20 protein-coding genes, 1 tRNA gene and 1 pseudogene are annotated in these 23155 nt (G+C 66.2%); 11 read left to right on the plus strand and 11 right to left on the minus strand.

Going from position 1 to position 23155, the window contains the following annotated elements:
* The first annotated feature begins 67 nt into the window (after positions 1-67).
* Positions 68-1252, plus strand: coding sequence for a glycosyltransferase (locus C8J43_RS06195; RefSeq protein ID WP_133030187.1), 1185 nt, complete (start codon positions 68-70; stop codon positions 1250-1252).
* On the opposite strand, the gene C8J43_RS06200 is transcribed toward C8J43_RS06195, so the two are convergent.
* From C8J43_RS06200 to yajC, 4 genes are read right to left on the minus strand one after another with little or no spacing between them, the layout of a single operon-like run.
* On the minus strand, positions 1234-1608 hold the full coding sequence (locus C8J43_RS06200) for an MTH938/NDUFAF3 family protein (protein WP_060526420.1): 375 nt from the start codon (positions 1606-1608) through the stop codon (positions 1234-1236). The two genes, C8J43_RS06195 and C8J43_RS06200, sit on opposite strands and share 19 nt — an antisense overlap.
* Positions 1609-2574 (minus strand): protein translocase subunit SecF, encoded by a 966-nt coding sequence (secF, locus tag C8J43_RS06205; RefSeq protein ID WP_060526421.1) that lies wholly within the window; start codon positions 2572-2574, stop codon positions 1609-1611. It lies immediately after the preceding gene.
* 14 nt (positions 2575-2588) lie between these two features.
* Entirely contained in the window at positions 2589-4193 is a 1605-nt protein-coding gene (gene secD, locus C8J43_RS06210) for a protein translocase subunit SecD (RefSeq protein WP_133030188.1), read from the minus strand.
* Positions 4193-4534 (minus strand): preprotein translocase subunit YajC, encoded by a 342-nt coding sequence (gene yajC / locus C8J43_RS06215; protein WP_055875282.1) that lies wholly within the window; start codon positions 4532-4534, stop codon positions 4193-4195. Before yajC ends, secD begins: the two co-directional genes overlap by 1 nt.
* A gap of 255 nt (positions 4535-4789) precedes the next feature.
* Here yajC and C8J43_RS06220 point away from each other — a divergent pair.
* Positions 4790-4866 (plus strand) — tRNA-Pro (locus C8J43_RS06220).
* Between the two features lie 214 nt (positions 4867-5080).
* Here the strand turns inward: C8J43_RS06220 and C8J43_RS06225 are convergent.
* Positions 5081-7363 (minus strand): NADP-dependent malic enzyme, encoded by a 2283-nt coding sequence (locus tag C8J43_RS06225; RefSeq protein WP_133030189.1) that lies wholly within the window; start codon positions 7361-7363, stop codon positions 5081-5083.
* A 553-nt stretch (positions 7364-7916) separates the two neighbouring features.
* On the opposite strand from C8J43_RS06225, the gene C8J43_RS06230 reads away from it, so the two are divergent.
* From C8J43_RS06230 to C8J43_RS06250, 5 genes and pseudogenes are all read left to right on the plus strand, one after another.
* Positions 7917-8453, plus strand: coding sequence for a glycosyl hydrolase 108 family protein (locus C8J43_RS06230; RefSeq protein WP_133030190.1), 537 nt, complete (start codon positions 7917-7919; stop codon positions 8451-8453).
* Between the two features lie 87 nt (positions 8454-8540).
* A pseudogene (locus C8J43_RS06235) lies at positions 8541-8774 on the plus strand (3TM-type holin); the annotation flags it as partial.
* Between the two features lie 205 nt (positions 8775-8979).
* Positions 8980-9522, plus strand: coding sequence for an ATP-dependent protease subunit HslV (gene hslV, locus C8J43_RS06240; protein ID WP_056053053.1), 543 nt, complete (start codon positions 8980-8982; stop codon positions 9520-9522).
* A 118-nt stretch (positions 9523-9640) separates the two neighbouring features.
* The gene (gene hslU / locus C8J43_RS06245) at positions 9641-10936 is read left to right on the plus strand and encodes an ATP-dependent protease ATPase subunit HslU (protein ID WP_056489881.1); all 1296 of its coding nucleotides are present in this window, start codon (positions 9641-9643) and stop codon (positions 10934-10936) included.
* Between the two features lie 114 nt (positions 10937-11050).
* Entirely contained in the window at positions 11051-11716 is a 666-nt protein-coding gene (locus tag C8J43_RS06250) for a nitroreductase (RefSeq protein WP_133030192.1), read from the plus strand.
* Between the two features lie 222 nt (positions 11717-11938).
* On the opposite strand, the gene C8J43_RS06255 is transcribed toward C8J43_RS06250, so the two are convergent.
* From C8J43_RS06255 to C8J43_RS06270, 4 genes are all read right to left on the minus strand, one after another.
* Positions 11939-12205 (minus strand): hypothetical protein, encoded by a 267-nt coding sequence (locus C8J43_RS06255; protein ID WP_133030193.1) that lies wholly within the window; start codon positions 12203-12205, stop codon positions 11939-11941.
* A gap of 57 nt (positions 12206-12262) precedes the next feature.
* Complete coding sequence (locus tag C8J43_RS06260; protein WP_133030194.1) at positions 12263-13702, minus strand: DEAD/DEAH box helicase; 1440 nt, start codon at positions 13700-13702, stop codon at positions 12263-12265.
* Between the two features lie 225 nt (positions 13703-13927).
* On the minus strand, positions 13928-14656 hold the full coding sequence (locus C8J43_RS06265; RefSeq protein WP_060526428.1) for a Crp/Fnr family transcriptional regulator: 729 nt from the start codon (positions 14654-14656) through the stop codon (positions 13928-13930).
* A gap of 206 nt (positions 14657-14862) precedes the next feature.
* Positions 14863-15108, minus strand: coding sequence for a hypothetical protein (locus tag C8J43_RS06270; protein WP_133030195.1), 246 nt, complete (start codon positions 15106-15108; stop codon positions 14863-14865).
* Positions 15109-15259: 151 nt separating this feature from the next.
* On the opposite strand from C8J43_RS06270, the gene C8J43_RS06275 reads away from it, so the two are divergent.
* The 4 genes from C8J43_RS06275 to C8J43_RS06290 all read left to right on the plus strand — a co-directional run bounded on the left by C8J43_RS06275 (position 15260) and on the right by C8J43_RS06290 (position 20239).
* Positions 15260-16279, plus strand: coding sequence for a fumarylacetoacetate hydrolase family protein (locus C8J43_RS06275; protein ID WP_133030196.1), 1020 nt, complete (start codon positions 15260-15262; stop codon positions 16277-16279).
* A 138-nt stretch (positions 16280-16417) separates the two neighbouring features.
* On the plus strand, positions 16418-17707 hold the full coding sequence (locus tag C8J43_RS06280) for a thiamine pyrophosphate-dependent enzyme (protein ID WP_133030197.1): 1290 nt from the start codon (positions 16418-16420) through the stop codon (positions 17705-17707).
* Between the two features lie 56 nt (positions 17708-17763).
* A complete protein-coding gene (locus C8J43_RS06285) occupies positions 17764-18771 on the plus strand; it encodes an alpha-ketoacid dehydrogenase subunit beta (RefSeq protein ID WP_133030782.1) in 1008 nt (335 codons plus the stop codon).
* Positions 18772-18874: 103 nt separating this feature from the next.
* The gene (locus C8J43_RS06290; protein ID WP_133030198.1) at positions 18875-20239 is read left to right on the plus strand and encodes a dihydrolipoamide acetyltransferase family protein; all 1365 of its coding nucleotides are present in this window, start codon (positions 18875-18877) and stop codon (positions 20237-20239) included.
* A 126-nt stretch (positions 20240-20365) separates the two neighbouring features.
* Here C8J43_RS06290 and C8J43_RS06295 read toward each other — a convergent pair whose 3' ends face one another.
* Together C8J43_RS06295 and C8J43_RS06300 are read right to left on the minus strand one after the other, a co-directional pair.
* Complete coding sequence (locus tag C8J43_RS06295) at positions 20366-21562, minus strand: acetyl-CoA C-acyltransferase (RefSeq protein WP_133030199.1); 1197 nt, start codon at positions 21560-21562, stop codon at positions 20366-20368.
* A gap of 67 nt (positions 21563-21629) precedes the next feature.
* Positions 21630-23099 carry a glucoamylase family protein gene (locus tag C8J43_RS06300; RefSeq protein ID WP_133030200.1) on the minus strand — a complete coding sequence of 490 codons (1470 nt, stop codon included), beginning with the start codon at positions 23097-23099 and terminating at the stop codon, positions 21630-21632.
* Between the last annotated feature and the right edge of the window lie 56 nt (positions 23100-23155).

Genomic DNA, 23155 nt, shown 5'->3' on the forward strand with positions numbered 1-23155 from the left:
CGAGGACGGCCCGGCCCCTCTTTTGCCCACTCACCACCCATTAACCGCCGCGCTATACCCCCGCGCAATGCTGCGCGTTCTCACCCTCTCCACGCTGTTTCCCGACGCGACCCGTCCGAACTTCGGCGGCTTCGTCGAACGGCAGACGCTGGGGCTCGCCGCGCATCCCGACGTGGACCTGAAAATGGTCGCGCCGATCGGTCTCCCGCCCGGCATCCAGCGCAATGTCCGCCACTACGCGCCGCTCGCCAAGCTGCCGCACCGCGAACGCTGGAAGGGCCTCGACGTCCACCGCCCGCGCTTCACCGCGGTTCCGTTCACCAAGGGCCGCCATCACGCCGCCGCGCTCGAACGCGCGCTCGTGCCGGTGCTCGACGCGATCCGCGCCGACTTTGCGTTCGACGTCATCGACGTGTCGTTCTTCTTCCCCGATGGCCCCGCCGCGGTTGCGCTCGGCAAACGCTACGGCGTGCCCGTCTCGATCAAGGCGCGCGGCTCGGACGTCCATCATTGGGGCGAAGCGCCCGCGACCGCATCACAGGTCCGTAGCGCGGGGCAGGGCGCCGCCGGCCTGCTCGCGGTCAGTGCTGCGATGAAAGCGGACATGGTCACGCTCGGCATGCCTGTCGAGCGGATCATGGTGCATCATACCGGCGTCGACCAGGACCGCTTCCGCCCTATCGACGACCGCATCGCCGCCAAGGCCAGGCTCGGCGTGCGTGGTCCGCTGGTGATCGCGATCGGCGGGCTGTTGCCGCGCAAGGGCCACGACATCGTCATCGACGCGGTCGCGGCGTTGCCGGGGGTGACGCTGCTTATCGCGGGACACGGACCGGCGCGCGCAACGCTTGAGGCTCAGATCGCGCGACTCGGTGTCGGCGACCGTGTCCGGCTGCTGGGTGCCGTCCCGCATGCCGACGTGCCGGGGTTGGTCGCCGCCGCCGACGTCAGCGCGCTCGCCTCCAGTTCGGAAGGCCTCGCCAATGTCTGGGTCGAGTCGCTCGCGTGCGGGACGCCGATCGTCATCACTGCGGCTGGCGGTGCCTGCGAGGTCGTGACGTCCCCCGACGCCGGACGCGTGACGATCGGCGATCCCCTCGCGTTCGCCGGTGCGATCAGCGATATCCTTGCCGATCCCCCATCTTCCGAAGCCACGCGGGCGATGGCGGCCGGTTTCACCTGGGAGAGAAACACGGCAACGCTGTACGCGCACCTCGCGGCGCTGGTGACGAATTACCCTTCGAGGGGGTAGAGCGCCGCGACGATCCAGCGACCTTCGCCGCGCAATACTGCCCAGGCGCGGGCGGCGGCGCGGCTGTCCATCGCCTCGATCCCGAACCCGCGCGCCTCGACCGCACGCTTGAACGCAAGCGGCGGCTGGCGCAGCGCCGAGCCCGTCCCGAGCAACAGGAATTCCGGCGGCGGATCGAGCGCGAGCAATGCTGCAACGTCGGCTTCGCCAAGCGCCTCGAACGCCGGCGGCTCCCAACCATCCGCGCGTTCGGGACTGATCGACAACGCGGTATAATAGCCGTCGTCGACCTTGAACCCGGCCCGACCGATCGCCGAGATCATCGGCCCATCGGTCTTCTCGCGGTCCATCCTCATTTAGCGCTCGACCTTGGGACCAACCCGCTCGGCACCGTCCTGTACGCCGCCCTTGCGCGGCGCAGGATCGGCACGCAGCCCCAGCGTGATCAGCAGCGACGACGACACGTAGATCGACGAATACGTCCCGACCACGATACCCAGGATCATCGCCGCGGTGAACCCGCGCAGCACGTGGCCGCCGAGCACCAGCATCGCGACCAGCGCGAGCAGGATCGTCACCGACGTCATCACGGTGCGTGGCAGCGTCTCGTTGACCGACAGGTCGATGATCTCGCGCATGTCCATCTTCCGATACCGGCGCATGTTCTCGCGGATACGGTCGTCGATCACGATCTTGTCGTTGATCGAGTACGAGATAATCGTCAGCACCGCCGCGACGATGTTGAGGTCGAACTCGAACTGCGTCAGCGCGAAGAAGCCGAGCGTCATCAACAGATCGTGGACGATCGCGACGACGGTCGACACGCCGAACTGCCACTCGAACCGCACCACCGCGAACAGCGCGATGCCGAGGATCGCGAGGCCGACCGCGAGCAGCCCCTTGCTGATCAGCTCGTCCGAGACCTTGCCCGAGATCGTGTCGTACTTCGAGAAGGTCGCGCCGGGGAACTTCACCGCGAGGTCGTCCGACACCTTCTTGACGAGGCGGTTGGTCGCGCCTTCGTCACCCGCGGGCACGGGCAGGCGGATCGACAGCGTCTTGGGATCGCTGAACGACTGGATCGAGGCTTCGCCGACGCCGAGCCGGTCGACTTCGGTGCGGACCGCGTCGATCGACGGCGTGGTCGCGAACTTCTCTTCGATCAGGACGCCGCCGACGAAGTCGACGCCCATGTTGAGGCCCTTCGTCACGACGAGTCCGATCGCCAGCAACGACAGCAGCAGGGTCAACCCGAACGCCCATTTACGGAGCGAAACGAACTTCAGGTTCGTGTTGTCGGGTACGAGTTTCAGCAGGCGCATGGTTATCTCCCGCCTCAAATATTGATCGTGGTGGGGCGGTTCTTCCGCAGCCACAGCGCGACCATCATCCGGGTGAACGTGACGGCGGTGAACACCGACGTGCAGATCCCGATCAGCAGCACGACCGCGAAGCCCTTCACCGGACCCGAGCCGAGCAGCAGCATGATCACGCCGGTGATGGCGTGAGTCACGTTGGCCTCGAAGATCGTCCGCGATGCTTCCTTGTAGCCGAGCTCGACCGACTGGATCACGCTACGCCCGCGCCGTCGCTCCTCGCGAATACGCTCGTTGATCAGCACGTTGGCATCCACCGCGGTGCCGATCGTCAGCACGAACCCGGCGATCCCCGGCAGCGTCAGCGTCGCGTTCAGCATCGCCATGACGGCGACGATGACCAGGATGTTGATGACCACCGCGAGGTTCGCATACAGCCCGAACCGGCCATAGGTGACGAACATGAACACGATCACGAGCAGCGCGGCGACGATCGACGCCAGCACGCCGGCGCGGATCGAATCCTTGCCGAGATCGGGGCTGACGGTACTCTCGGCGATCGTCTTCAGCGCGACCGGCAACTTGCCCGAGCGCAGCGAAATCGCCAGCGAGTTCGCCGATTCGACGGTGAAATTGCCCGAGATCGACGCGCGACCGCCGAGGATCGGCTCGTTGATGTTGGGCGCGGAGATCACCGAATTGTCGAGGATGATCGCGAACGGTTTACCCGTGTTCTCGGTCGTCACCTTGGCGAAGCGACGCCCGCCGACCGCATCGAACGTGATCGCCACCTGCGGCGCGTTGGTCTGCGGCTCGAACTCCTGGCGTGCATCGGCGAGCTGGTCGCCCGAGATGATCACCGAGCGCTTGACCGCGATGAACGGTACGCCGCGCGGATTGCCGGGGTAGGGGAGGACCTGGCTGCCGATCGGCGCGATACCCTTGACCAGGTCAGCGGGGTTCGCGGTCTCGTCGACCAGCTTGAATTCGAGCTTGGCGGTCTTGCCGAGCAGGTCCTTCAGCGCCTGCGGGTTCTTCAGCCCGGGCACCTGGACGACGATCCGCGTCGCGCCCTGGCGAACGATCGTCGGCTCCTTGGTGCCGAGTTCGTCGATGCGGCGGCGGACGACTTCGGTCGCGTCCTTCATCGCCGTGTCGACCGCCTGGGTCAGGCCGGCCTCGGTCGGCTTGAGCACGAACCGGCTCGTGTCGACGACGTTGATGTCCCATTCGCGCTGGCCGCTCATCCCGGCGCCACCGCCGGTGATCGCGAGCAGGCGCTCGCGCGCCGCATCGACCTGGCTAGGATCACGCAGCAGGAAGCTCAGCTGGCCGCCGCGCGTCGAAATGTCGCCGATCTCGATTCGCGGCGTCCCGTTGCGCATCGTCCCCGCGACGCTGTCGCGCATCGCCTCAATCCGCGTCGCGGCGAGGTCGGCGGTGTCCGCCTCGAGCAGCAGATAGCTGCCGCCGGCGAGATCGAGCCCGAGGTTGATGTGCGGATGCGGGATCCGCCCCCATTGGCTCGTGGTGCTCTCGGGGAGGAAACTCGGGATCGCCAGCAGGCACAGTGCCGCCAGCAGCCCGATGATCGATCCGATTTTCCAGCGCGGGAAATCGAGCATCAGTCGTTCGCCGGCTTCGTGTTCGGGCTGGTGATGTCGGTCAGCGTCGCCTTGACGACACGCACGCGGACATTCGGCGCGATCTCGACCTCGACGACGTTATCCTCGACCTTGGTCACCTTGCCCAGGATCCCGCCCGAGGTGACGACGCTGTCGTTCTTCTTCACCGCGGCGACCGACGCCTGCAGCGCCTTCATGCGCTTTTGCTGCGGGCGGATCATCAGGAAATAGAACACGACGAACACGAGGAAGAGCGGCGCGAGGCTCAGGAACGAGGCGATCCCGCCCCCCGCCGTCGTGGCGCCGTCTGCGGCCTGGGCATAAGCTGGTGAGATGAACATGAAGGTCCGTATCTGGCTGGGCCGTGGAAGGCGCAAGGTTGGGTCGGGCCGGACGTCGCGCGTCGCGCCCGCATTGGTCCGCCCGCTATCATCGCTTGGAACCTCGCGCAACAGATCGCCACAGGATGAGACGTGGGCGTCATACGACCGGGCGCATCCGAGATGGCGGCGGACATCGCTGCGGTGTTCGGGCTTGCATCGGGGGCGGACCCCGCGTAGTGCGCCCCCCTCGGGTCGCCTTGCGGCCCGTTCGGTCGGAGCGTAGCGCAGCCTGGTAGCGCACCACACTGGGGGTGTGGGGGTCGCAGGTTCGAATCCTGTCGCTCCGACCATTTTCTTACATCGATGAAAAGACGCGGCGTTGCTCAGGCAGCATCGACGCTGCTCACTTGCGTGCCACGCTCACCCCGCCCGCAACGCGCTCCCTTCCCTGAAAGGGAGGGGCTGGGGGTGGGTAGGCCGGCTTGAGCCCCACCGGTCCGAACATGCGGAAGCCGACCCACCCCCAACCCCTCCCTGCCAGGGAGGGGGGCAGAAGGAGAAGGTTTACGCCGTCTCGCGCACCGTCGCGGCATGCCCCACAGCGATCGCGCTCAGGTTCACGATCCCGCGCGCGGTCACGCTCGGCACCATCATCTGCAGCGGCTTGGCCAGCCCCAGCAGCATCGGCCCCAGCGGCGCCGATTCGGTCGACGCCGACAGCAGCGACACCGCGATGTTCGCCGCATCGATGTTCGGCATCACCAGCAAGTTCGCCGATCCGGTCAGCGGACTATCCGCGACCAACCGCCGCCGCAGCGCCTCGGACAGCGCCGCATCGCCGTGCATCTCGCCATCGAACTCGAACTCCGGCGCGAACTCCTTCAGCAACGCATGCCCCGCGCGCATCTTCTGCGCCGACGGCGACCGCGACGCACCGAAGCTCGAATGCGACAGCAACGCCGCCTTCGGCTCGATCGCGAATGCGCGCACCGCCTCGGCCGCCAGCATCGTCATCTCCGCGATCTGCTCGGCGGTCGGGTCGATCGTCACGTGCGTATCGCAGAAGAACAGGCTGCCGGTCCGCAGGATCACCGCCGACATCGCGTACAGCCGCGACACGCCCGGCTTCCGCGGCAACAGCGGCATGACGTACGTCATCTGCGTCCACCAGTCGCCGATGCCACCGCACAACGCCGCATCGACTCGCCCCTCGCGCAGCAGCATCGCCGCCGCCACGCTCGGCCGCGTCCGCAGCGCACGCTCGGCGCTGTCGGGCGGCGTGCCGCGCCGGCCGACCAGCGTGCTGTAGCCGGCGAGCAGGGGATCGAACACCTCGCGATCGGTCCCCGGATCGAGCACCTCGACGTCGGTGCCGATCGTCATGCGAAGCCCGCTCGCCTCGATCCGCTCGGCGATGACTTCACGCCGCCCGATCAGCACCGGCCGGCCGATGCCCTCGTCGATCACCGTCTGCACCGCGCGCAGCGTCCGCGGGTCCTCGCCCTCGCCGTACGCGATCGAGCGCCCGGCCTGCTTGGCGCGCGCGAAGATCGGCCGCATCAGCTGGCCCGAGCGATACACGAACACTTCGAGGTCACGCAGATACGCGTCGAAATCCTCGATCGGCCGCGTCGCCACGCCCGACTCCATCGCCGCCTTCGCCACCGCCGGCGCAACATGCAGGATCAGCCGCGGATCGAACGGCTTCGGGATGATGTAGGTCGGCCCGAATACCGGCGTCGCGCCGCCATAGGCCGACACGACCACATCCGAAGCCGTAGCGCGTGCGAGGGCCGCGATCGCGTCGACCGCCGCGACCTTCATCGCCTCGTTGATCTCGGTCGCGCCGACGTCGAGCGCACCGCGGAAGATGAACGGGAAGCAGAGCACGTTGTTGACCTGGTTCGGAAAATCCGAACGGCCCGTCGCGATGATCGCATCGGGCCGGGTCGCATGGACCAGCGCCGGCTGGATCTCGGGCTCGGGGTTCGCCAGCGCGAGGATCAGCGGATCGGGCGCGAGCAGATGCAGCCATTCCTGCTTCAGCACGCGCGGCGCCGACAGGCCAAGGAAGATGTCCGCCCCCTCCAGCACGTCCGGCAAGGTCCGCGCGTTGGTCGTCCGTGCATAGCGCGCCATGTTCGGCGGCATGTTCTCGTCACGCCCGGCATGGACGACGCCCTTGATATCGGTGAGCGTCACGTTCTCGGGGTTGAGCCCCATCGACACGAGCAAGTCGACCGTCGCCAGCGCCGCCGCGCCTGCGCCCGACGTCACCAGCTTCATCTGGTCGAGCCGCTTGCCGCGCAGTTCGAGCACGTTGCGGACCGCAGCCGCACACACGATCGCGGTGCCGTGCTGGTCGTCGTGGAACACCGGGATGTTCATCACCTCGCGCAGCTTCGTCTCGATCTCGAAGCATTCGGGTGCCTTGATATCCTCGAGATTGATCCCGCCGAACGTCGGCTCGAGCACGCGGACCGCCTCGATGAACGCCTGCGGATCGAGCTGGTCGATCTCGATGTCGAAACAGTCGATCCCGGCGAATTTCTTGAAGAGCACCGCCTTGCCCTCCATCACCGGCTTCGACGCGAGCGCACCGATCGCGCCGAGCCCGAGCACCGCGGTCCCGTTGGTGATCACGGCCACGAGATTTCCGCGAGCGGTATAGTCGCGCGCCTTGTCCGGATCGGCGGCGATCTCCTCGCAAGCAGCGGCGACGCCCGGCGAATAGGCGAGCGCGAGGTCGCGCTGCGTCGCCATCCGCTTGGTCGCCTCGACCGAGAGTTTGCCCGGCTTTGGATAGCGGTGATAATCGAGCGCGGCCTTGCGGAAATCGTCTTCCATGGTCTTCCTAACCTGTCGGCCGCGGCGGCGACCGGGTGGGGCACGCGGGCAGCCCCGCGGCGCATGTTCAAGGCAGCGCATAGCCGCAGGGGGACCGATCCGCCAACCCCGCGCGGACGTAGCGTCGGTTTGGGGGGCAGGGGGGCACGTTTGCCCTACCAAGTGTCGAACCAAGAGTGCCGCCACCCAGAAGGTGCCACCACCCCGGCGAAGGCCGGGGCCCAATTGGAACGCCGAACCTAACGAAGCGCCGCCCTCAGTCAGCACCGTCCCCCAATTGGACCCCGGCCTCCGCCGGGGTGGTGCAGAGGATGAAGATCACTTCTCACCCCCCTCCCTGGAAGGGAGGGGCAGGGGGTGGGTCGGCTTCCGCATACGAACGCACCAGACCCAAGCAGGCCGACCCACCCCCAACCCCTCCCTTCCAGGGAGGGGGGCAGGTTGCGCCTCAGCGACCACGGTGAGCGCGCAGCGGGAGAGGCGACCAATTTCCCCTGTCCTACAGCGAACCAATATGGTTCGATCCACCCCCAAACAGGGCGGGACCCACATCATGACCATCGACCACCTAATCGACGCCGTCATCGACCGCGAAGGGGGCTACTCCAACCACCCCGCGGACCGCGGCGGCCCCACCAGATACGGCATCACGCAACAAGTAGCCCGCACCAACGGCTACCCCGGAGACATGCGCAACTTCCCCCGCGACCAGGCCGAAACCATCTACCGCCGCCTCTACTGGACCCGCCCCGCCTTCGACCAGATCGCCCCCCGAGCCCCGAAAATCGCCGAAGAACTGTTCGACACCGGCATCAACATGGGACCCGCCGTCGCCGCCACCTTCCTCCAACGCGCGCTCAACGCGCTCAACCGCGGCGCCACCGACTATCCCGACATGACCCTCGACGGCCGTATCGGCCCAGCGACGCTCACCGCGCTCGACGCCTTCCTATCCCGCCGAAAACCCCGCGGCGAAACCGTGCTGCTGAAAGCGATCGAGGCGCTCCAGGGCGAACGCTACGTCGCGCTAGCCGAGACCCGTCCCGCCAACGAAGCCTTCCTCTACGGCTGGCTCGCCAACCGCACCTGACGCCCCGGCGAAACGCTCCCAGCGTCTACACTTCCTATACTTCACTTTTGCCGGAGGCAGCCAATGACCCCGCAACCCCTTGATCCCGCACCAGATCCCTGGATCACCCGAGCCCGCCCGACGTTCCTCTACGTGATGTACACATTGCTGCTCGGCGCGATCCCCGCAGGCCTGATCGCCGCCGTCCGCCCGCAAATGGCGCAGGCAATCGCGGCAGGGATGGCAGCGTATTTGAATGCAATCCCCGAACCCCTCTACGCGCTCTTCGGCACCGGCTACCTTGGCTACACGGTAGTGCGGGAATGGGGGAAGGGGCGGTAACCACCCAAGCCTCCTTCGTCATTCCCGCGGAGGCGGGAACCCATACTGGCTGACTTCAGTGATGAACGGGTGAGGTCCGAGGGTCTGGATCCCCGCCTGCGCGGGGATGACGGATGATGGGAGAGGGGGGATGGGAGGCGGCAGGGGGCGTTGCACCCCCAAAACCAAACCCTACATCGCTGCCATGAGCAACGACCCCCACGCCATGCCGACCTGGCACGGCACCACGATCCTCTCGGTCCGCCGCGGCGGCAAGGTTGTCGTGATCGGCGACGGCCAGGTCTCGATGGGCCAGACCGTCATGAAACCCAACGCGCGCAAGGTGCGCCGCCTAGGCGACGGCAGCGTCATCGGCGGATTCGCCGGCGCCACCGCCGACGCCTTCACGCTGTTCGAACGCCTCGAACGCAAACTCGAAGCACACCAGGGCCAGCTCCTCCGCGCCGCGGTCGAACTCGCCAAGGACTGGCGCACCGACAAGTTCCTCCGCAACCTCGAAGCGATGATGATCGTCGCCGACAAGGACGTGACGCTGATCCTCACCGGCAACGGCGACGTCCTCGAACCCGAGAACGGCGTCGCCGCGATCGGCTCCGGCGGCAACTACGCGCTCGCCGCCGCCCGAGCGCTGGTAGAATACGAGACCGACGCCGAAGTGTTGTGCCGCAAGGCGATGCACATCGCGTCCGAGCTCTGCGTCTACACCAACGACCGCCTCACGGTCGAAACGATGGATTCGACCACGTAGTCCCCCTCCCGCTTGCGGGAGGGGTTAGGGGAGGGGCTGAAATACACCCACCCGCGCCTTTCGCTGCGGCCACGCCCTCCCCCGACCCCTCCCGAGCGGGAGGGGAGAAGGTAAACAAATGAACGACCAGCTCACTCCGAAGGCAATCGTCGCCGCGCTCGACGCCCACATCATCGGCCAGGCCGCCGCGAAACGCGCGGTCGCGGTCGCGATGCGCAACCGCTGGCGCCGTCAGCAGCTCAGCGAAGACCTCCGCGACGAGGTCACGCCGAAGAACATCCTGATGATCGGACCGACCGGCTGCGGCAAGACCGAGATCAGCCGCCGTCTGGCCAAGCTCGCCGACGCGCCGTTCGTGAAGGTCGAGGCGACCAAGTTCACCGAGGTCGGCTATGTCGGCCGCGACGTCGAACAGATCGCCCGCGACCTCGTCGAGGAAGCCATCCGCCTCGAAAAGGAACGCCGTCGCGTCGCGGTCAAGGACAAGGCCGAGGAGGCAGCGATGTCGCGCCTGCTCGACGCGCTCACCGGCAAGAACGCGAGTGAAGCGACGCGCGAGAGCTTCAAGCAGCGCTTCCTCGACGGCCACCTCAACAATGCCGAAGTCGAGATCGAGGTCGAGCAGGCGCCGACCACGCCGTTCGAGATTCCCGGCGGCGCGCCGCAGATGATCAACCTCGGCGAGATGATGAAGTCGTTCGGCGGCGGCCAGCAACTCAAGCGGCGGAAACTCACGGTCCACGCGGCCTGGGACAAGCTCGTCGAGGAAGAGGCCGACAAGCGCCTCGACCAGGACGAGGTCAGCCGCGCGGCGCTGGCCGATGCGGAAGCCAACGGCATCGTCTTCCTCGACGAGATCGACAAGATCGCGGTCGCGGACGGCCGCGGCGGTTCGATCAGCCGGGAAGGCGTCCAGCGCGACCTGCTCCCGCTAATTGAGGGCACGACGGTTGCGACCAAGTACGGCCCGATGAAGACCGACCACATCCTCTTCATCGCCTCGGGCGCGTTCCACGTCGCCAAGCCAAGCGACCTGCTCCCCGAATTGCAGGGCCGCCTGCCGATCCGGGTCGAACTGAAGGGGCTTACCGAAGCCGATTTCGTCGCGATCCTGTCCGACACCAAAGCGTCGCTGCCGCTGCAATACAAGGCGCTGATCGCCACCGAAGGCGTCGGCATCGAGTTTACCGAAGACGGCATCGCCGCGATCGCGCGCATCGCCGCCGAAGTGAACTCCGAGATCGAAAACATCGGTGCGCGGCGTCTGCAGACGGTAATGGAAAAGCTGCTGGAAGAGGTGAGCTACAACGCCGAAGACAGAGGCGGCTCGAACCTCGTCATCGACGGCGCGTACGTCGACAGCCAGCTGAAGGAAATTGCCCGCAACACCGACCTGAGCCGGTTCGTGCTGTAAGGGCCAAGCCTAACCGTTTTCCTGCGAACGCAGGAATCCAGGGTAACATGGCGAAACGCTCGCAACCCTGTTCTCCTGCGTTCGCAGGAGAACAGAATTAGAGAGGAGAACACCGTGGACGTGACCGAAGCCATAGCCGCTCGCCGCTCCGTCCGAGGCTTACTCGACACCCCGGTCGATCCCGCACTCCTCCACGACCTCGCGATAAAAGCGTCCCGAGCCGCAACCGGTGGCAACCTCCAACCTTGGCACATCGCCATCGTCCAAGGCGAACCCCTCGCCCGCCTCAAGGCGACGATGGCCGAAAAACTCGCCACCGGCGCAACCGAAACCCCAGCCTACGACGTCTACCCGCGAGACCTCGTCGCCCCATACCGAGACCGCCGCTACGCGGTCGGCGAAGCGATGTACGCGCACCTCGGCATCCCCCGCGACGACAAGTCGGCGCGGCACAAATGGTTCGCTCGGAACTTCGAATTCTTCGGCGCCCCCGCCGCTTATTTTTGCACGGTCGATCGCCGCATGGGCCCGCCACAATGGTCGGACCTCGGCATGTACCTGCAAAACCTGATGCTGCTCGCGGTCGACGCCGGCCTCGCCACCTGCCCGCAGGAATGCTGGGCGATGTATCCGGAAACGGTCGGGCGGTTCTTGGATCTGCCCGACGACCGCATGCTCTTCTGCGGCATGGCGATTGGCTATGAGGACAAAGAGGCGCCTGCCAACGCGCTGTGCACGGAGCGCGCGAACGAAGCGGAATGGCTGACAACGATCAGCTGATTTAGGGTATCGAGGCTAACCAAAACACCACTCCGGCGAAGGCCGGGACCCAATTGGGGACGATGGTAACGGAGCGAGGCGCCTCGCCATGTCAGCCTTACCAATTGGGCCCCGGCCTCCGCCGGGGTGGACTGCGTGTGCTGAGTGTGCGTACGCCCAGCTTGTTCACCCGCGAAGGCGGGTGCCCAGACTGGGTCCCCGCCTTCGCGGGTGAACAAGTTTTTAGAGGACCACCGTCACCGGCTTGGCATCCTTGATCCCCGCAAGGATCATCACTTCCCAAACCGCAGGATCACCCGCCGCGGCCATCGCCTTGTCAGGCTCGCGCAACGTCTTCAGCACCGCCAGCGCGTCCGGAAGATAATCCGCCCACGCCGCATCGATCAGCCGAGACGCCGACTCGGCATCGCCGCCGGCGTTCGCGCTGATCCGCTGTCCCGCCAGCACGCGTGCGACGCGTTCGGCGACAGGTGTAGTGGAAACGTCCATGAGCATTCTCCTCGCGGGACCGGTCTACACCAAACCCGCGAGGCGAACGAATGCTCCTTAGCGTGCCGAGCTCGGGCCCGCGCCGCGGCTCGGACCACGACCACCACCGCCGCCGCCAGCCGGACGACCACCGCCGCCCTGACCGCCGGGACGACCACCGCCCTGGGGACGACCGCCGCCGCCGCCCTGACCGCCGCCACCCTGGCCACCACGGCTCGCACCTGCATAGTTGCGGCCGGTCGTACCGGTCGCCCGCGGCGAATGCGTCGCACGCGGCCGTGCCGGATCGCGCGGACGGTCGATCCGGACCTCGGGGTCGGCACCCATCGTCTTCACGCGCGTCTGCTTGATCTGGTTCGACAGGTTGACGAAATCGTCCGGCAGCGACCGGACCTGGACCTTCTGGCGGGTGATCCGCTCGATGTCGCGCAGGTAGGCCTTCTCGTCATCCGCGCAGAACGCGACGGCGATTCCGCTGGCGCCCGCACGCGCAGTACGGCCGATGCGGTGGACATATTGCTCGGCGACGTTCGGCAGCTCGAAGTTGATGACGTGGCTGACGCCGGAGACGTCGATGCCGCGTGCGGCGATGTCGGTCGCGATCAGGACCTTGACCTTGCCCTGCTTGAACTCGCCGAGGGCCCGCTCACGCTGGCCCTGGCTCTTGTTGCCGTGGATCGCGTTCGAGGCGATGCCATTGCCCGCGAGCAGCTTCACGACGCGGTCGGCGCCATGCTTGGTGCGCGTGAACACGAGCGCGCGATCGATCGCCGGATCGGCCAGCGTGATCGTCAGCAGCGCCTGCTTTTCCGACTGGTTGCAGAAGGTAACATACTGGTCGACGCGCTCGGCGGTCGTCGCAGCGGGCTTCACCGACACCGTCTTAGGGTCGAGCAGGAACTGCGACGCCAGCTCACGGATCGCGACCGGCATCGTCGCCGAGAAGAACAGCGTCTGGCGCTTCTTCGGCAGCATGCGGACGATCTTCTTCAGCGCGTGGATGAAGCCGAGGTCCATCATCTGGTCGGCTTCGTCGAGCACGAGGATCTCGATCATCGACAGGTTCACGAAGCCCTGCTCGATCAGGTCGATCAGGCGGCCCGGCGTGGCGACGAGGATGTCGACGCCGCGGCTCATGTCCTGGCGGTTCTTGTTGATGCTGGTGCCGCCGAACACGGTCGTCACCGACATCTTGCTGAACTGACCATAGGCGCGCGCGCTGTCGGCGATCTGGCTGGCGAGTTCGCGCGTCGGTGCGAGCACCAGCATGCGGCAATGCGTCGGCAGGACGCGCTTCTGGTTTTCGGTCAGGCGCTGGATCGACGGCAGCACGAATGCGGCGGTCTTGCCGGTGCCGGTCTGCGCGATGCCGAGCAGGTCGCCGCCCTCGAGCAGGATCGGGATCGACTGGGCCTGGATCGGCGTCGGCTCGGTATAGCCCTTGGCTTCGAGCGCACGGACGAGCGGCTCGGCAAGGCCGAGGTTTGCAAATGACATGAATAGTCTCTCAAATAGATGCCGGGCTCGCGAATCCACACAAGGACGCGCGAGGGGCGGTGGTGTTTTGACACCCCGCGTGAAAAGGGAAGCCCGTTGGAAACGACCGAGGCGGAGCTAAGACCGTAAAGGTCCAATCACGCTGCATTACGCTTCGATGAGCGCCATCTGGCGTATCATCGTCGAAAAGTCAACCTGCGGCGCCGATCGGGACCCGTGGCGGTGTCAGCTCCGGATCTGTCCCAGGTGCAGATAGCGTTCGTTGAACTCCGCGGCATCCCGCAGGCGGGGCCAGTCGGTCACGCTGACCTGACGCTTCTTGCGCGCGATCAGGCCGTCCGATTCGAGCGATTTCAGCACGCGGTTGACGTGCACCGGGGTCAGCCCGAGCGCATCGCCGAGCTGCTCCTGCGTCATCGGCAACTCGTACGCCATCCCGCCTCCCAAGGCTGATGTCTTGAACCGCACCGAGAACTCGCACAGCAGATGCGCAAGCCGGCTGCGCGCGTTGCGCCGCCCGACGTTGAGCAACCATTCGCGGTGGATCGACGCTTCGACCAGCGCGTCGATCCACAACGCCTGACCCGCCGCCGGGCACGTCTCGATGAACTGCCGCAACGCCACGATCGGCACCTCGGCCAGCGTCAGCCGGGTCAGCGCCTGGATATCGTGATCGGATTCATCGAGGAACAGGTTCTGCAGGTCGACGAACTCGCCGGGCATCAGGATCGACACGATCTCGCGTTCGCCATTGGGCGTCAGCTTCTGGCGATAGGCGAGGCCGTCGAGGATGAACGCGCACCGGGTAGGGCGCTGGCCCTCACGCAGCATATACGTCGACGCATCGAGCGTCCGAACCTTGAACGGCAACGCGGCGATTTGAACGCGATCGTCCGCACGCAGCGTCGTTCGCGACTCGAATTTCCGTATAACCTGTTCAGTCACGGTGGACATATCCACGTGCACTCTCCGCATCCAGGGCAGGAGCACTCGTTTCTCGCTGTCACCCTCTCTGGGATAGCGCGTCGCAAGGGAACGCACCTTATCCCAGGATTGAGAAGCATGACAAAACCCATGTTATATTATCGCGACGCATTCGCGCGGTGCGTCGAGTCGGCGCCGCGCGGCTAAATCGGCTTAAGACATGGGACGATTTGGGGTCAGAGCGGTGAGCTGTCGCCGGGTTCGTCGATCGTGACGGCAACCGCCAGAAGCACGCTGCCTCGATCGTTGCGGACCGCCACACGGAAGCGCGCGCCATGACGGGCGATCGCCGGATGGTCGCTAAGATAGTCGCCCGCGAAGATCACCGCCTGGACGCGCGCTTCCTCGTCGTCGGCCAGATCGGTACCGTCGTCGTCGTTGACGTGTTTATGGTTGTCGATGTCGAAGAAGTATCTGGGCATGCTCGACTTCCTCAACCGTTACGCAGGCCTGTTTGTATCAGGCCGGAAATCGCTCCGCTCTTACTAAAATCAGGTTTCTCGGGCGCGGCGTGCTCGACTTGAACTCCGTCACGGGCGTAGGATGCGTGCAAACATATAGAGGATCCGCACCATGAAACTGGCCAGCCTGAAGCATCCCGACGCCACCCGCGGACGAGACGGGAAGCTCGTGGTCGTCTCCAACGACCTCGCCTGGTACGCCGATGCGAGCCATATCGCGCCGACGCTGCAGGCCGCGCTCGACGACTGGGACCGGCTTTCGATCGACCTCAAGAACCTGTCGACCGATCTCGAGCACGAGATGATCCCGATGCGGCGCTTTCATGAGCATGACGCCGAGTCGCCGTTGCCGCGTGCGTATCAGTGGGCGGATGGCTCGGCCTACGTGAATCATGTTGCGCTCGTGCGACAGGCGCGCGCGGCGGAGATGCCCGACAGTTTCTGGCACGACCCGCTGATGTACCAGGGTGGCTCGGACGGGTTCCTCGGCCCGCGCGATCCGATCCCGCTCGCCGACGAGTCCTGGGGCTGCGACATGGAGGGCGAGGTCGTCGTCGTCACCGGCGACGTCCCGCTCGGCGCGAGTCGCGACGAGGCGCTGGCGGCGATCCTGCTGGTCGGGCTCACGAACGACGTGAGCTTGCGCAACCTGATCCCCGGCGAGCTCGGCAAGGGCTTCGGCTTCTTCCAGTCGAAGCCGGCCAGCGCATTCTCGCCCGTCTTCGTCACGCCCGACTCGCTGGGCGACTGGTGGAAGGACGGCAAGCTCCACCGCAAGCTGATGGTCGATCTCAACGGCCAGCCACTGGGGCGCGCCGAGGCGGGCGAGGACATGACGTTCGATTTCGGCACGCTGGTCGCGCACGCCGCCAAGACCCGAAAGCTCGGCGCAGGGACGATCGTCGGCTCGGGCACCGTATCGAACCGCGGTGCCGATGGTGGTCCCGGCAAGTCGGTAGCCGAGGGTGGCGTCGGCTACTCCTGTCTCGCCGAAGTGCGGACCATCGAAACCATCCAGGGCGGCAAGCCCGTCACGCCGTTCCTCAAGCAGGGTGACGTCGTCCGCATCTGGGCGGAGGACGACAAGCGCCATCCGATCTTCGGCGTGATCGAACAGACCGTCGGCGGCTGAATTCTGCGGAGGGGGAGAAAAATCCGCGCGGCACATCGTGAATGCGCAACTCCCCCTCGCAATCTGCGTTGAAATTTAATAACAAGCTTCGGTAAGAGTGTTCCGCGGTCACAGCGGCCTCATGGAGATGGAATCACGATGGCAAGCGAGCATCCGCGCGCCAATTTGCAGCCACTTACGCTGCATATCCCCGAGCCGAAGTTCCGCCCCGGCGACGCGGTGGACTTCGCCGAAGTCGACGTGCCGCCCGCCGGCGAGGCGCGCCGTCCCGACACCGCAGACAAGGCGTCCGACTTCATCGATCTCGCCTATACGCTGGTCCGCGTGCTCGATGACGACGGCAACGCGGTCGGCCCGTGGGACCCCAAGCTCTCGCCCGACGTGATGCGCCGGATGTTGCGCAGCATGGCGCTGCTCCGCGCGTTCGACGAGCGCATGTTCCGCGCCCAGCGGCAGGGCAAGACCAGCTTCTACATGAAGGCGCTCGGCGAGGAGGCGGTCGCGGTCGCGGCGGCCTACGCGCTCGATTACGAGGACATGTGCTTCCCCTCCTACCGCCAGCAGGGGCTGTTGATCGCGCGGGGCTGGAGCCTCGTCGACATGATGAACCAAATCTATTCGAACACCGCGGACAGGCTCGGCGGCAAGCAGCTGCCGATCATGTATTCGGTCAAGGAAGCCGGGTTCTTCTCGATCTCGGGCAACCTCACGACGCAATATCCCCAGGCGGTCGGCTGGGCGATGGCCTCGGCGGCTAAGGGCGACACGCGGATCGCCGCGACTTGGTGCGGTGAAGGCTCCACTGCCGAGGGCGACTTCCACTCGGCGTGCACGTTCGCCGCGGTCTACCGCGCGCCGGTGATCTTCAACGTCGTCAACAACCAGTGGGCGATTTCCAGCTTCTCCGGGTTCGCCGGCGCTGAGGCGACGACCTTCGCAGCGCGCGCGGTCGGCTACGGCATCGCTGGGCTCCGGGTCGACGGCAATGACGCGCTGGCAGTCTATGCCGCGACCGAATGGGCTGCCGAGCGCGCGCGGACCAATCAGGGCCCGACGCTGATCGAGCACTTCACCTACCGCGCGGAAGGCCACTCGACCTCCGACGATCCCGGCCAGTATCGCAGCGAGGGCGAACCCAACGCCTGGCCGCTCGGCGACCCGATCAAGCGCCTCAAGGACCATCTCATCGCGATCGGCGAATGGGACGAGGAGCGCCACGCGGCACAGGACAAGGAACTCGCCGAGCAGGTCAAGGCCGCGCAGAAGGAAGCCGAGAAGAACGGCATCCTCGGCCACGGCCTGCACCAGCCGCTCGAGTCGTTGTTCGACGGCGTGTTCGAGGAAATGCCCTGGCATCTGAAGGAGCAGCGCCAGCAGATGCTCGATGAAGAAACGGCGTCAGGCCGTCCGTGGGATCGCAAGGCATGAGCGACATGATCGAGGCACACGAGTCCGAAACAACGGACGCCGAACCCACCACTCGCATGAACATGATCCAGGCGATCAACTCCGCCATGGACATCATGATGAAGCGCGATCCGGACGTGATCGTCATGGGCGAGGACGTCGGCTATTTCGGCGGCGTTTTTCGCGCGACCGCCGGGCTCCAGGCCAAGCATGGCAAGACGCGCGTGTTCGACACCCCGATCACCGAATGCGGCATCATCGGCGTCGCGGTCGGGATGGGCGCGTACGGCCTGCGCCCCGTCCCCGAAATCCAGTTCGCGGACTACATCTATCCCGCGCTCGACCAGCTCGTCTCCGAAGCCGCACGCCTGCGCTACCGCTCCGCCGGCGAGTTCACCTCGCCGATCACGGTGCGCTCGCCGTTCGGCGGCGGCATCTTCGGCGGCCAGACGCACAGCCAGTCGCCGGAGGGGCTCTTCACCCACATGTCCGGCATCAAGACCGTGATCCCCTCGACGCCCTATGACGCCAAGGGCCTGCTGATCGCCGCGATCGAGGATAACGACCCGACGCTCTTCTTCGAACCCAAGCGCATCTATAACGGCCCGTTCGACGGCTATTGGGATCGCCCGTCGCAGAACTGGTCGAAGCATCCGGCCGGCGAAGTCCCGACCGGCTATTACAAGATCGAGCTCGGCAAGGCGAAGATCGTCCGCGCGGGCGAAGCGCTCACCATCCTCGCCTACGGCACGATGGTCCATGTCTGCACGGCCGTCGTCGCCGAAGCCGGGATCGACGCCGAGATCGTCGACCTGCGCACGCTCGTGCCGCTCGACATCGAGACGATCGAAGCGTCGGTGAAGAAGACCGGTCGCTGCATGATCGTCCACGAGGCGACGCGCACCAGCGGCTTCGGCGCGGAGCTGTCGGCGATCGTCCAGGAACGCTGTTTCTACCATCTCGAAGCGCCGATCGAGCGCGTGACCGGGTTCGACACGCCGTACCCGCACAGCCTCGAATGGGCGTATTTCCCGGGGCCGGTCCGCATCGGCGAAGCCCTGAAAAAGATCATGAAGGACGCATAATGGTGCCTTCACCCACCCCCGTTCGCTTCGAGCGCAGTCGAGAAGCCTCCGGTATCCCTCACGCAAGTTTCTCGACTTCGCTCGAAACGAACGGAATTTTCTGATGGCCCGCTTCACCTTCAAGCTGCCGGACATCGGCGAAGGCATCTCCGAGGCCGAGATCGTCGCATGGCACGTCGCCATCGGCGACCGTGTCGAGGAAGACTCGCCGATCGCCGACATGATGACCGACAAGGCCACCGTCGAGATGGAATCGCCGGTGACCGGCGTGGTCGTCGAACTCGCGGGCGAAGTCGGCGACCAGGTGTCGATCGGTGCCGCGCTGGTGGTGATCGAGACGGACGCGGTCGACGCCGCAGACGAAGTCGTCGCCGCGCCGCTGACGTCGGCGCAGACCGAGACGGCGGAACAATACGAAGCCGAAAACCCCGGCGTCGAAGAGGTGGTTGAGACACCTCCCTCTCCCCTCCGGGGAGAGGGTCGGGGTGAGGGGCAGCCCCAGGCGGAAACGCCGGCAACGGCCCCAACCCCTCACCCCAGCCCTCTCCCCGCAGGGGAGAGGGAGCAGAAGGCGCACGCCGCTCCCGCGGCTGAGACCGAGCAGAAGGCGCACGCGCTCGCATCCCCCGCAGTCCGCGCCCGCGCGCGTGATCTCGGCATCGACCTCGCCTCGGTAAAGACCGACTCCGACCGCGTCCGCCACGCCGACCTCGACGCCTATCTCCGCTACGGCTCCGGCGAAGGCTATCACCCCCCGCACGCGTCACGCGCCCGCGAGGACCAGCCCATCAAGGTCATCGGCATGCGTCGCCGCATCGCCGAGAACATGGCCGCGTCGAAGCGCGCGATCCCGCACTTCACCTATGTCGACGAGATCGACGTCACCGCCCTCGAAGCGATGCGCGCCGACCTCAACGCCAACCGCGGCGGCCGCCCCAAGCTCACCATGCTGCCGCTGATGATCGTCGCAATCTGCAAGACGATCCCCGACTTCCCGATGCTCAACGCGCGCTACGATGACGAAGCGGGCGTGGTCACGCGCCACGGCGCCATCCACCTCGGTATGGCCGCGCAGACCGACGCGGGGCTCACCGTCCCCGTGATCCGGGACGCACAGGACCGCAACGTCTGGCAGCTCGCGACCGAGATCACCCGCCTCGCCGAAGCCGCGCGCGCCGGCAAGCTCGCCCCCAGCGAAATGGGCGGCGGCACGATCACTGTGACCTCGCTCGGCCCCCTCGGCGGCATCGCCACGACCCCGGTGATCAACCGCCCCGAAGTCGCAATCATCGGCCCCAACAAGATCGTCGAACGCCCGGTGTTCAAGGGTGATGAGGTGGTTCGCGCCAAGCTGATGAACCTGTCGATCAGCTGCGACCACCGCGTCGTCGACGGCTGGGACGCGGCAAGCTTCGTGCAAGGGTTGAAGAAGTACCTCGAAACCCCCGTCCTGCTCTTCGCGGACTAAGTCCGGAACTGTTTCCCCCCCCCCCTGGAAGGGAGGGGCCGGGGGTGGGTTGGCTGCTGGGCGAACAAGACGCTTGCCAACTGGGCGATCCACCCCAACCCTCCCTTCCAGGGAGGGCGAAGGAGCTCAGACGATCTCGAACAACCCCGCCGCGCCCATGCCCCCGGCGGTGCACATCGACACCACGACATAGCGGACGCCGCGCTTGCGGCCCTCGATCAGCGCATGCCCGACCAGCCGCGAGCCGGTCATCCCGAACGGATGCCCGACCGCGATCGCACCGCCGTTGACGTTGTACTTCTCCGGATCAATCCCGAGGAAATCGCGACAATACAGGCACTGCGACGCGAACGCCTCGTTCAGTTCCCACAGCCCGATATCGGCGACCGACAACCCCGCCCGCTCGAGCAGTTTCGGGATCGCGAAGATCGGCCCGATACCCATTTCCGCCGGGCTGCACCCGGCCGCCTGGAACCCGCGATAGATTCCGAGGATGTCCTTCCCCTCGGCCTCCGCGGTCCTGCGATCCATCAGCAGTTGCGCCGACGCGCCGTCCGACAACTGGCTCGCATTGCCGGCAGTGACGCTCGATCCTGGCCCCGAGAACTCGCCCCCCGGCCAAACGGTCTTCAACCCCCGCAGTCCCTCCAGCGTAGTGCCGGCGCGAATGCCCTCGTCCTGCGACAGCGTGACGCTTTCGATCCCGGCATGCGCGCCCTGCTTGTCGAACAGCGCCTTCTCGACGGTGATCGGCACGATCTCCTCGGCAAATGCTCCGGTCGCCAGCCCGGCGGCCGCACGCTGCTGGCTCATAGCGGCGTATTGGTCCTGAGCCTCGCGACTGATGCCGTATTTCTCCGCAACGATCTCGGCGGTCTCGATCATCGGGATATACGCCGCCGGCTCCTTCGCCACGACGCTCGCATTGACGAAACGCGGCGCGTCCTTCGTCACGGTATAGCTGATCGACTCCATCCCGCCGGCCAGCGCGACATCGGCCTCGTCGCAGATGATCGTCCGCGCCGCGAGCGCCACCGCGGTCAGCCCCGACCCGCATTTCCGATCGAGCGTGAACGCCGGTACCGACTCCGGCAGCCCGCCCGCGAAGATCGCCATCCGCCCCGCATTGCCGCCTTGCGTGCCGTGCTGGTTGCCGACGCCCCAGAACACCTCGTCGATCCGCGCCGGATCGATCCCGGCGCGTTCGACCACCGCGTTCATCACATGGCCCGCGAGCACCGGCGCCTCGGTCGCGTTGAACGCGCCGCGATACGCTTTGCCGATGGCGGTACGGGCGGTCGAGACGATGGCGGCTTCACGCATGCTGTAACCTTTCGAGGATCGGGTATGTCGATCCTCTAGGCGCTCCGGCGCCTCCGCGAAACCCCCGTCACGGGACTCGCGCCAGCCATCCCCCGGTAAACCCGGCACGGTCCAGCCCGCGGCGGATATGCGGGTTCTTCCGCATCGTGTTCCACACCATGCCGGTCCGCCAATTCTCGATCATCGCGACGATCGGCCCCTGGTCGATCCCGAGATAGTCGTTGTCCACCCAGCCGACGTCGGGGACGATGCGGCCGTGCTTCAACGGTTCGCCCATCTCGGTCAGCGTCGGGTTGAACGCGTCGAAGAACCCGTATTTGCCGTAGATGCCCTTGCCGTAGCGATCGTGCATCGCGGTGATCGCCGGGATGACGAGATCGGGCGCGAATACGATCGATCCGACCGCCGCCGTGGGCGCCAGCGTCCCGTCGTCGCGGGCTCCGGGGCCGCGCTCGGAGTAGCTGAAGAATTGGCGTGGCCGCCCGCCGATGGTCGCTTTGAAATCGCCCGGCCCGTCGCACGCGGTCAGCCCCCAGATGTCCGGTCCATAGCCCGCGAACCCGGCGCCGTTGCTGCCGCCGTTGGCGATCGCATAGTCGCGTTGCGCGATCGTCGCGCGCTTGCTGTTCTCGAAATAGTCGATGTCCTTGGTCGCGATATAGGCGTCGCGAATGCCGCGGAAATCGACCCAGACATGGCTGTACTGGTGCACGAACAGCGGCGGGTAATGGAGATAGGCCGTACCGTAGCGATCGGTCCAGCTCGGCTCGAACTTTGCGGTCAGCGCGGTCCAGGTCGACGGCGGCAGCGGATGCGTCGGCGAGCCCAGCGCGAGGAGGTACATCAGCATCCCCTCGTTGTAGATGTTCCAGTCGCTCGGGATGAAGCCGCTCTCGGGGTGCCAGCCCATCGACAGGAACGGCGCGCGCGGCGTGATCCAGGTCCAGTCGACCGCACCGTAGATCTGGTCGGCCAGCGCCCGGATCCGCTGCTCCTCGGGATGATCCGCATCGAACCAGCTCTGCGCGAACAGCATGCCGGCGAGCATCAGCGCGGTGTCGATCGTCGACACTTCCGCGCGCGCGAACCGCTGGCCCTTGGTGATGCCGAGGAAGTGGTAGAAGAATCCCTTGTAGCCGCTGTTACCGGTCGGCTCGGGACCCATCCGCGCGTCGGCGAAGAACGACAAGGTGGCGAGCGTCCGCTTGCGCGCCTGTTCGCGCGTGATCCAGCCGTTGACGACGCCGATCGGATACGCGGTGAGCGCGAAACCGACCGCGGCGATCGACGAGAAAGACGGCGTCGGCCAGCGATCGAGCGCGAGCCCGGTCACCGGATTCGTCGTATCCCAGAAATACAGGAACGCGCGCTCCTGCAGATTGTCGATAAGCGGGTTGGCGGACGGCGCCGGGGCCGGGGTGAAGCCCGTAACCTCTTGAAACGCTTTGACGATCGGTCGTCCGACCGATGTACACCCTGCTGTCAGTCCGCCAAGTGATAGTGCGCCGGTGCCCAGAAACTGCCGTCTGTCGAGCATGGATACTCCTGATCGGGGACCGCCGATGGCGGCAGGCAACCAACATGGCCGCCCGC

This window comes from Sphingomonas sp. PP-CE-1G-424 (assembly GCF_004341085.1).
GTDB lineage: Bacteria > Pseudomonadota > Alphaproteobacteria > Sphingomonadales > Sphingomonadaceae > Sphingomonas.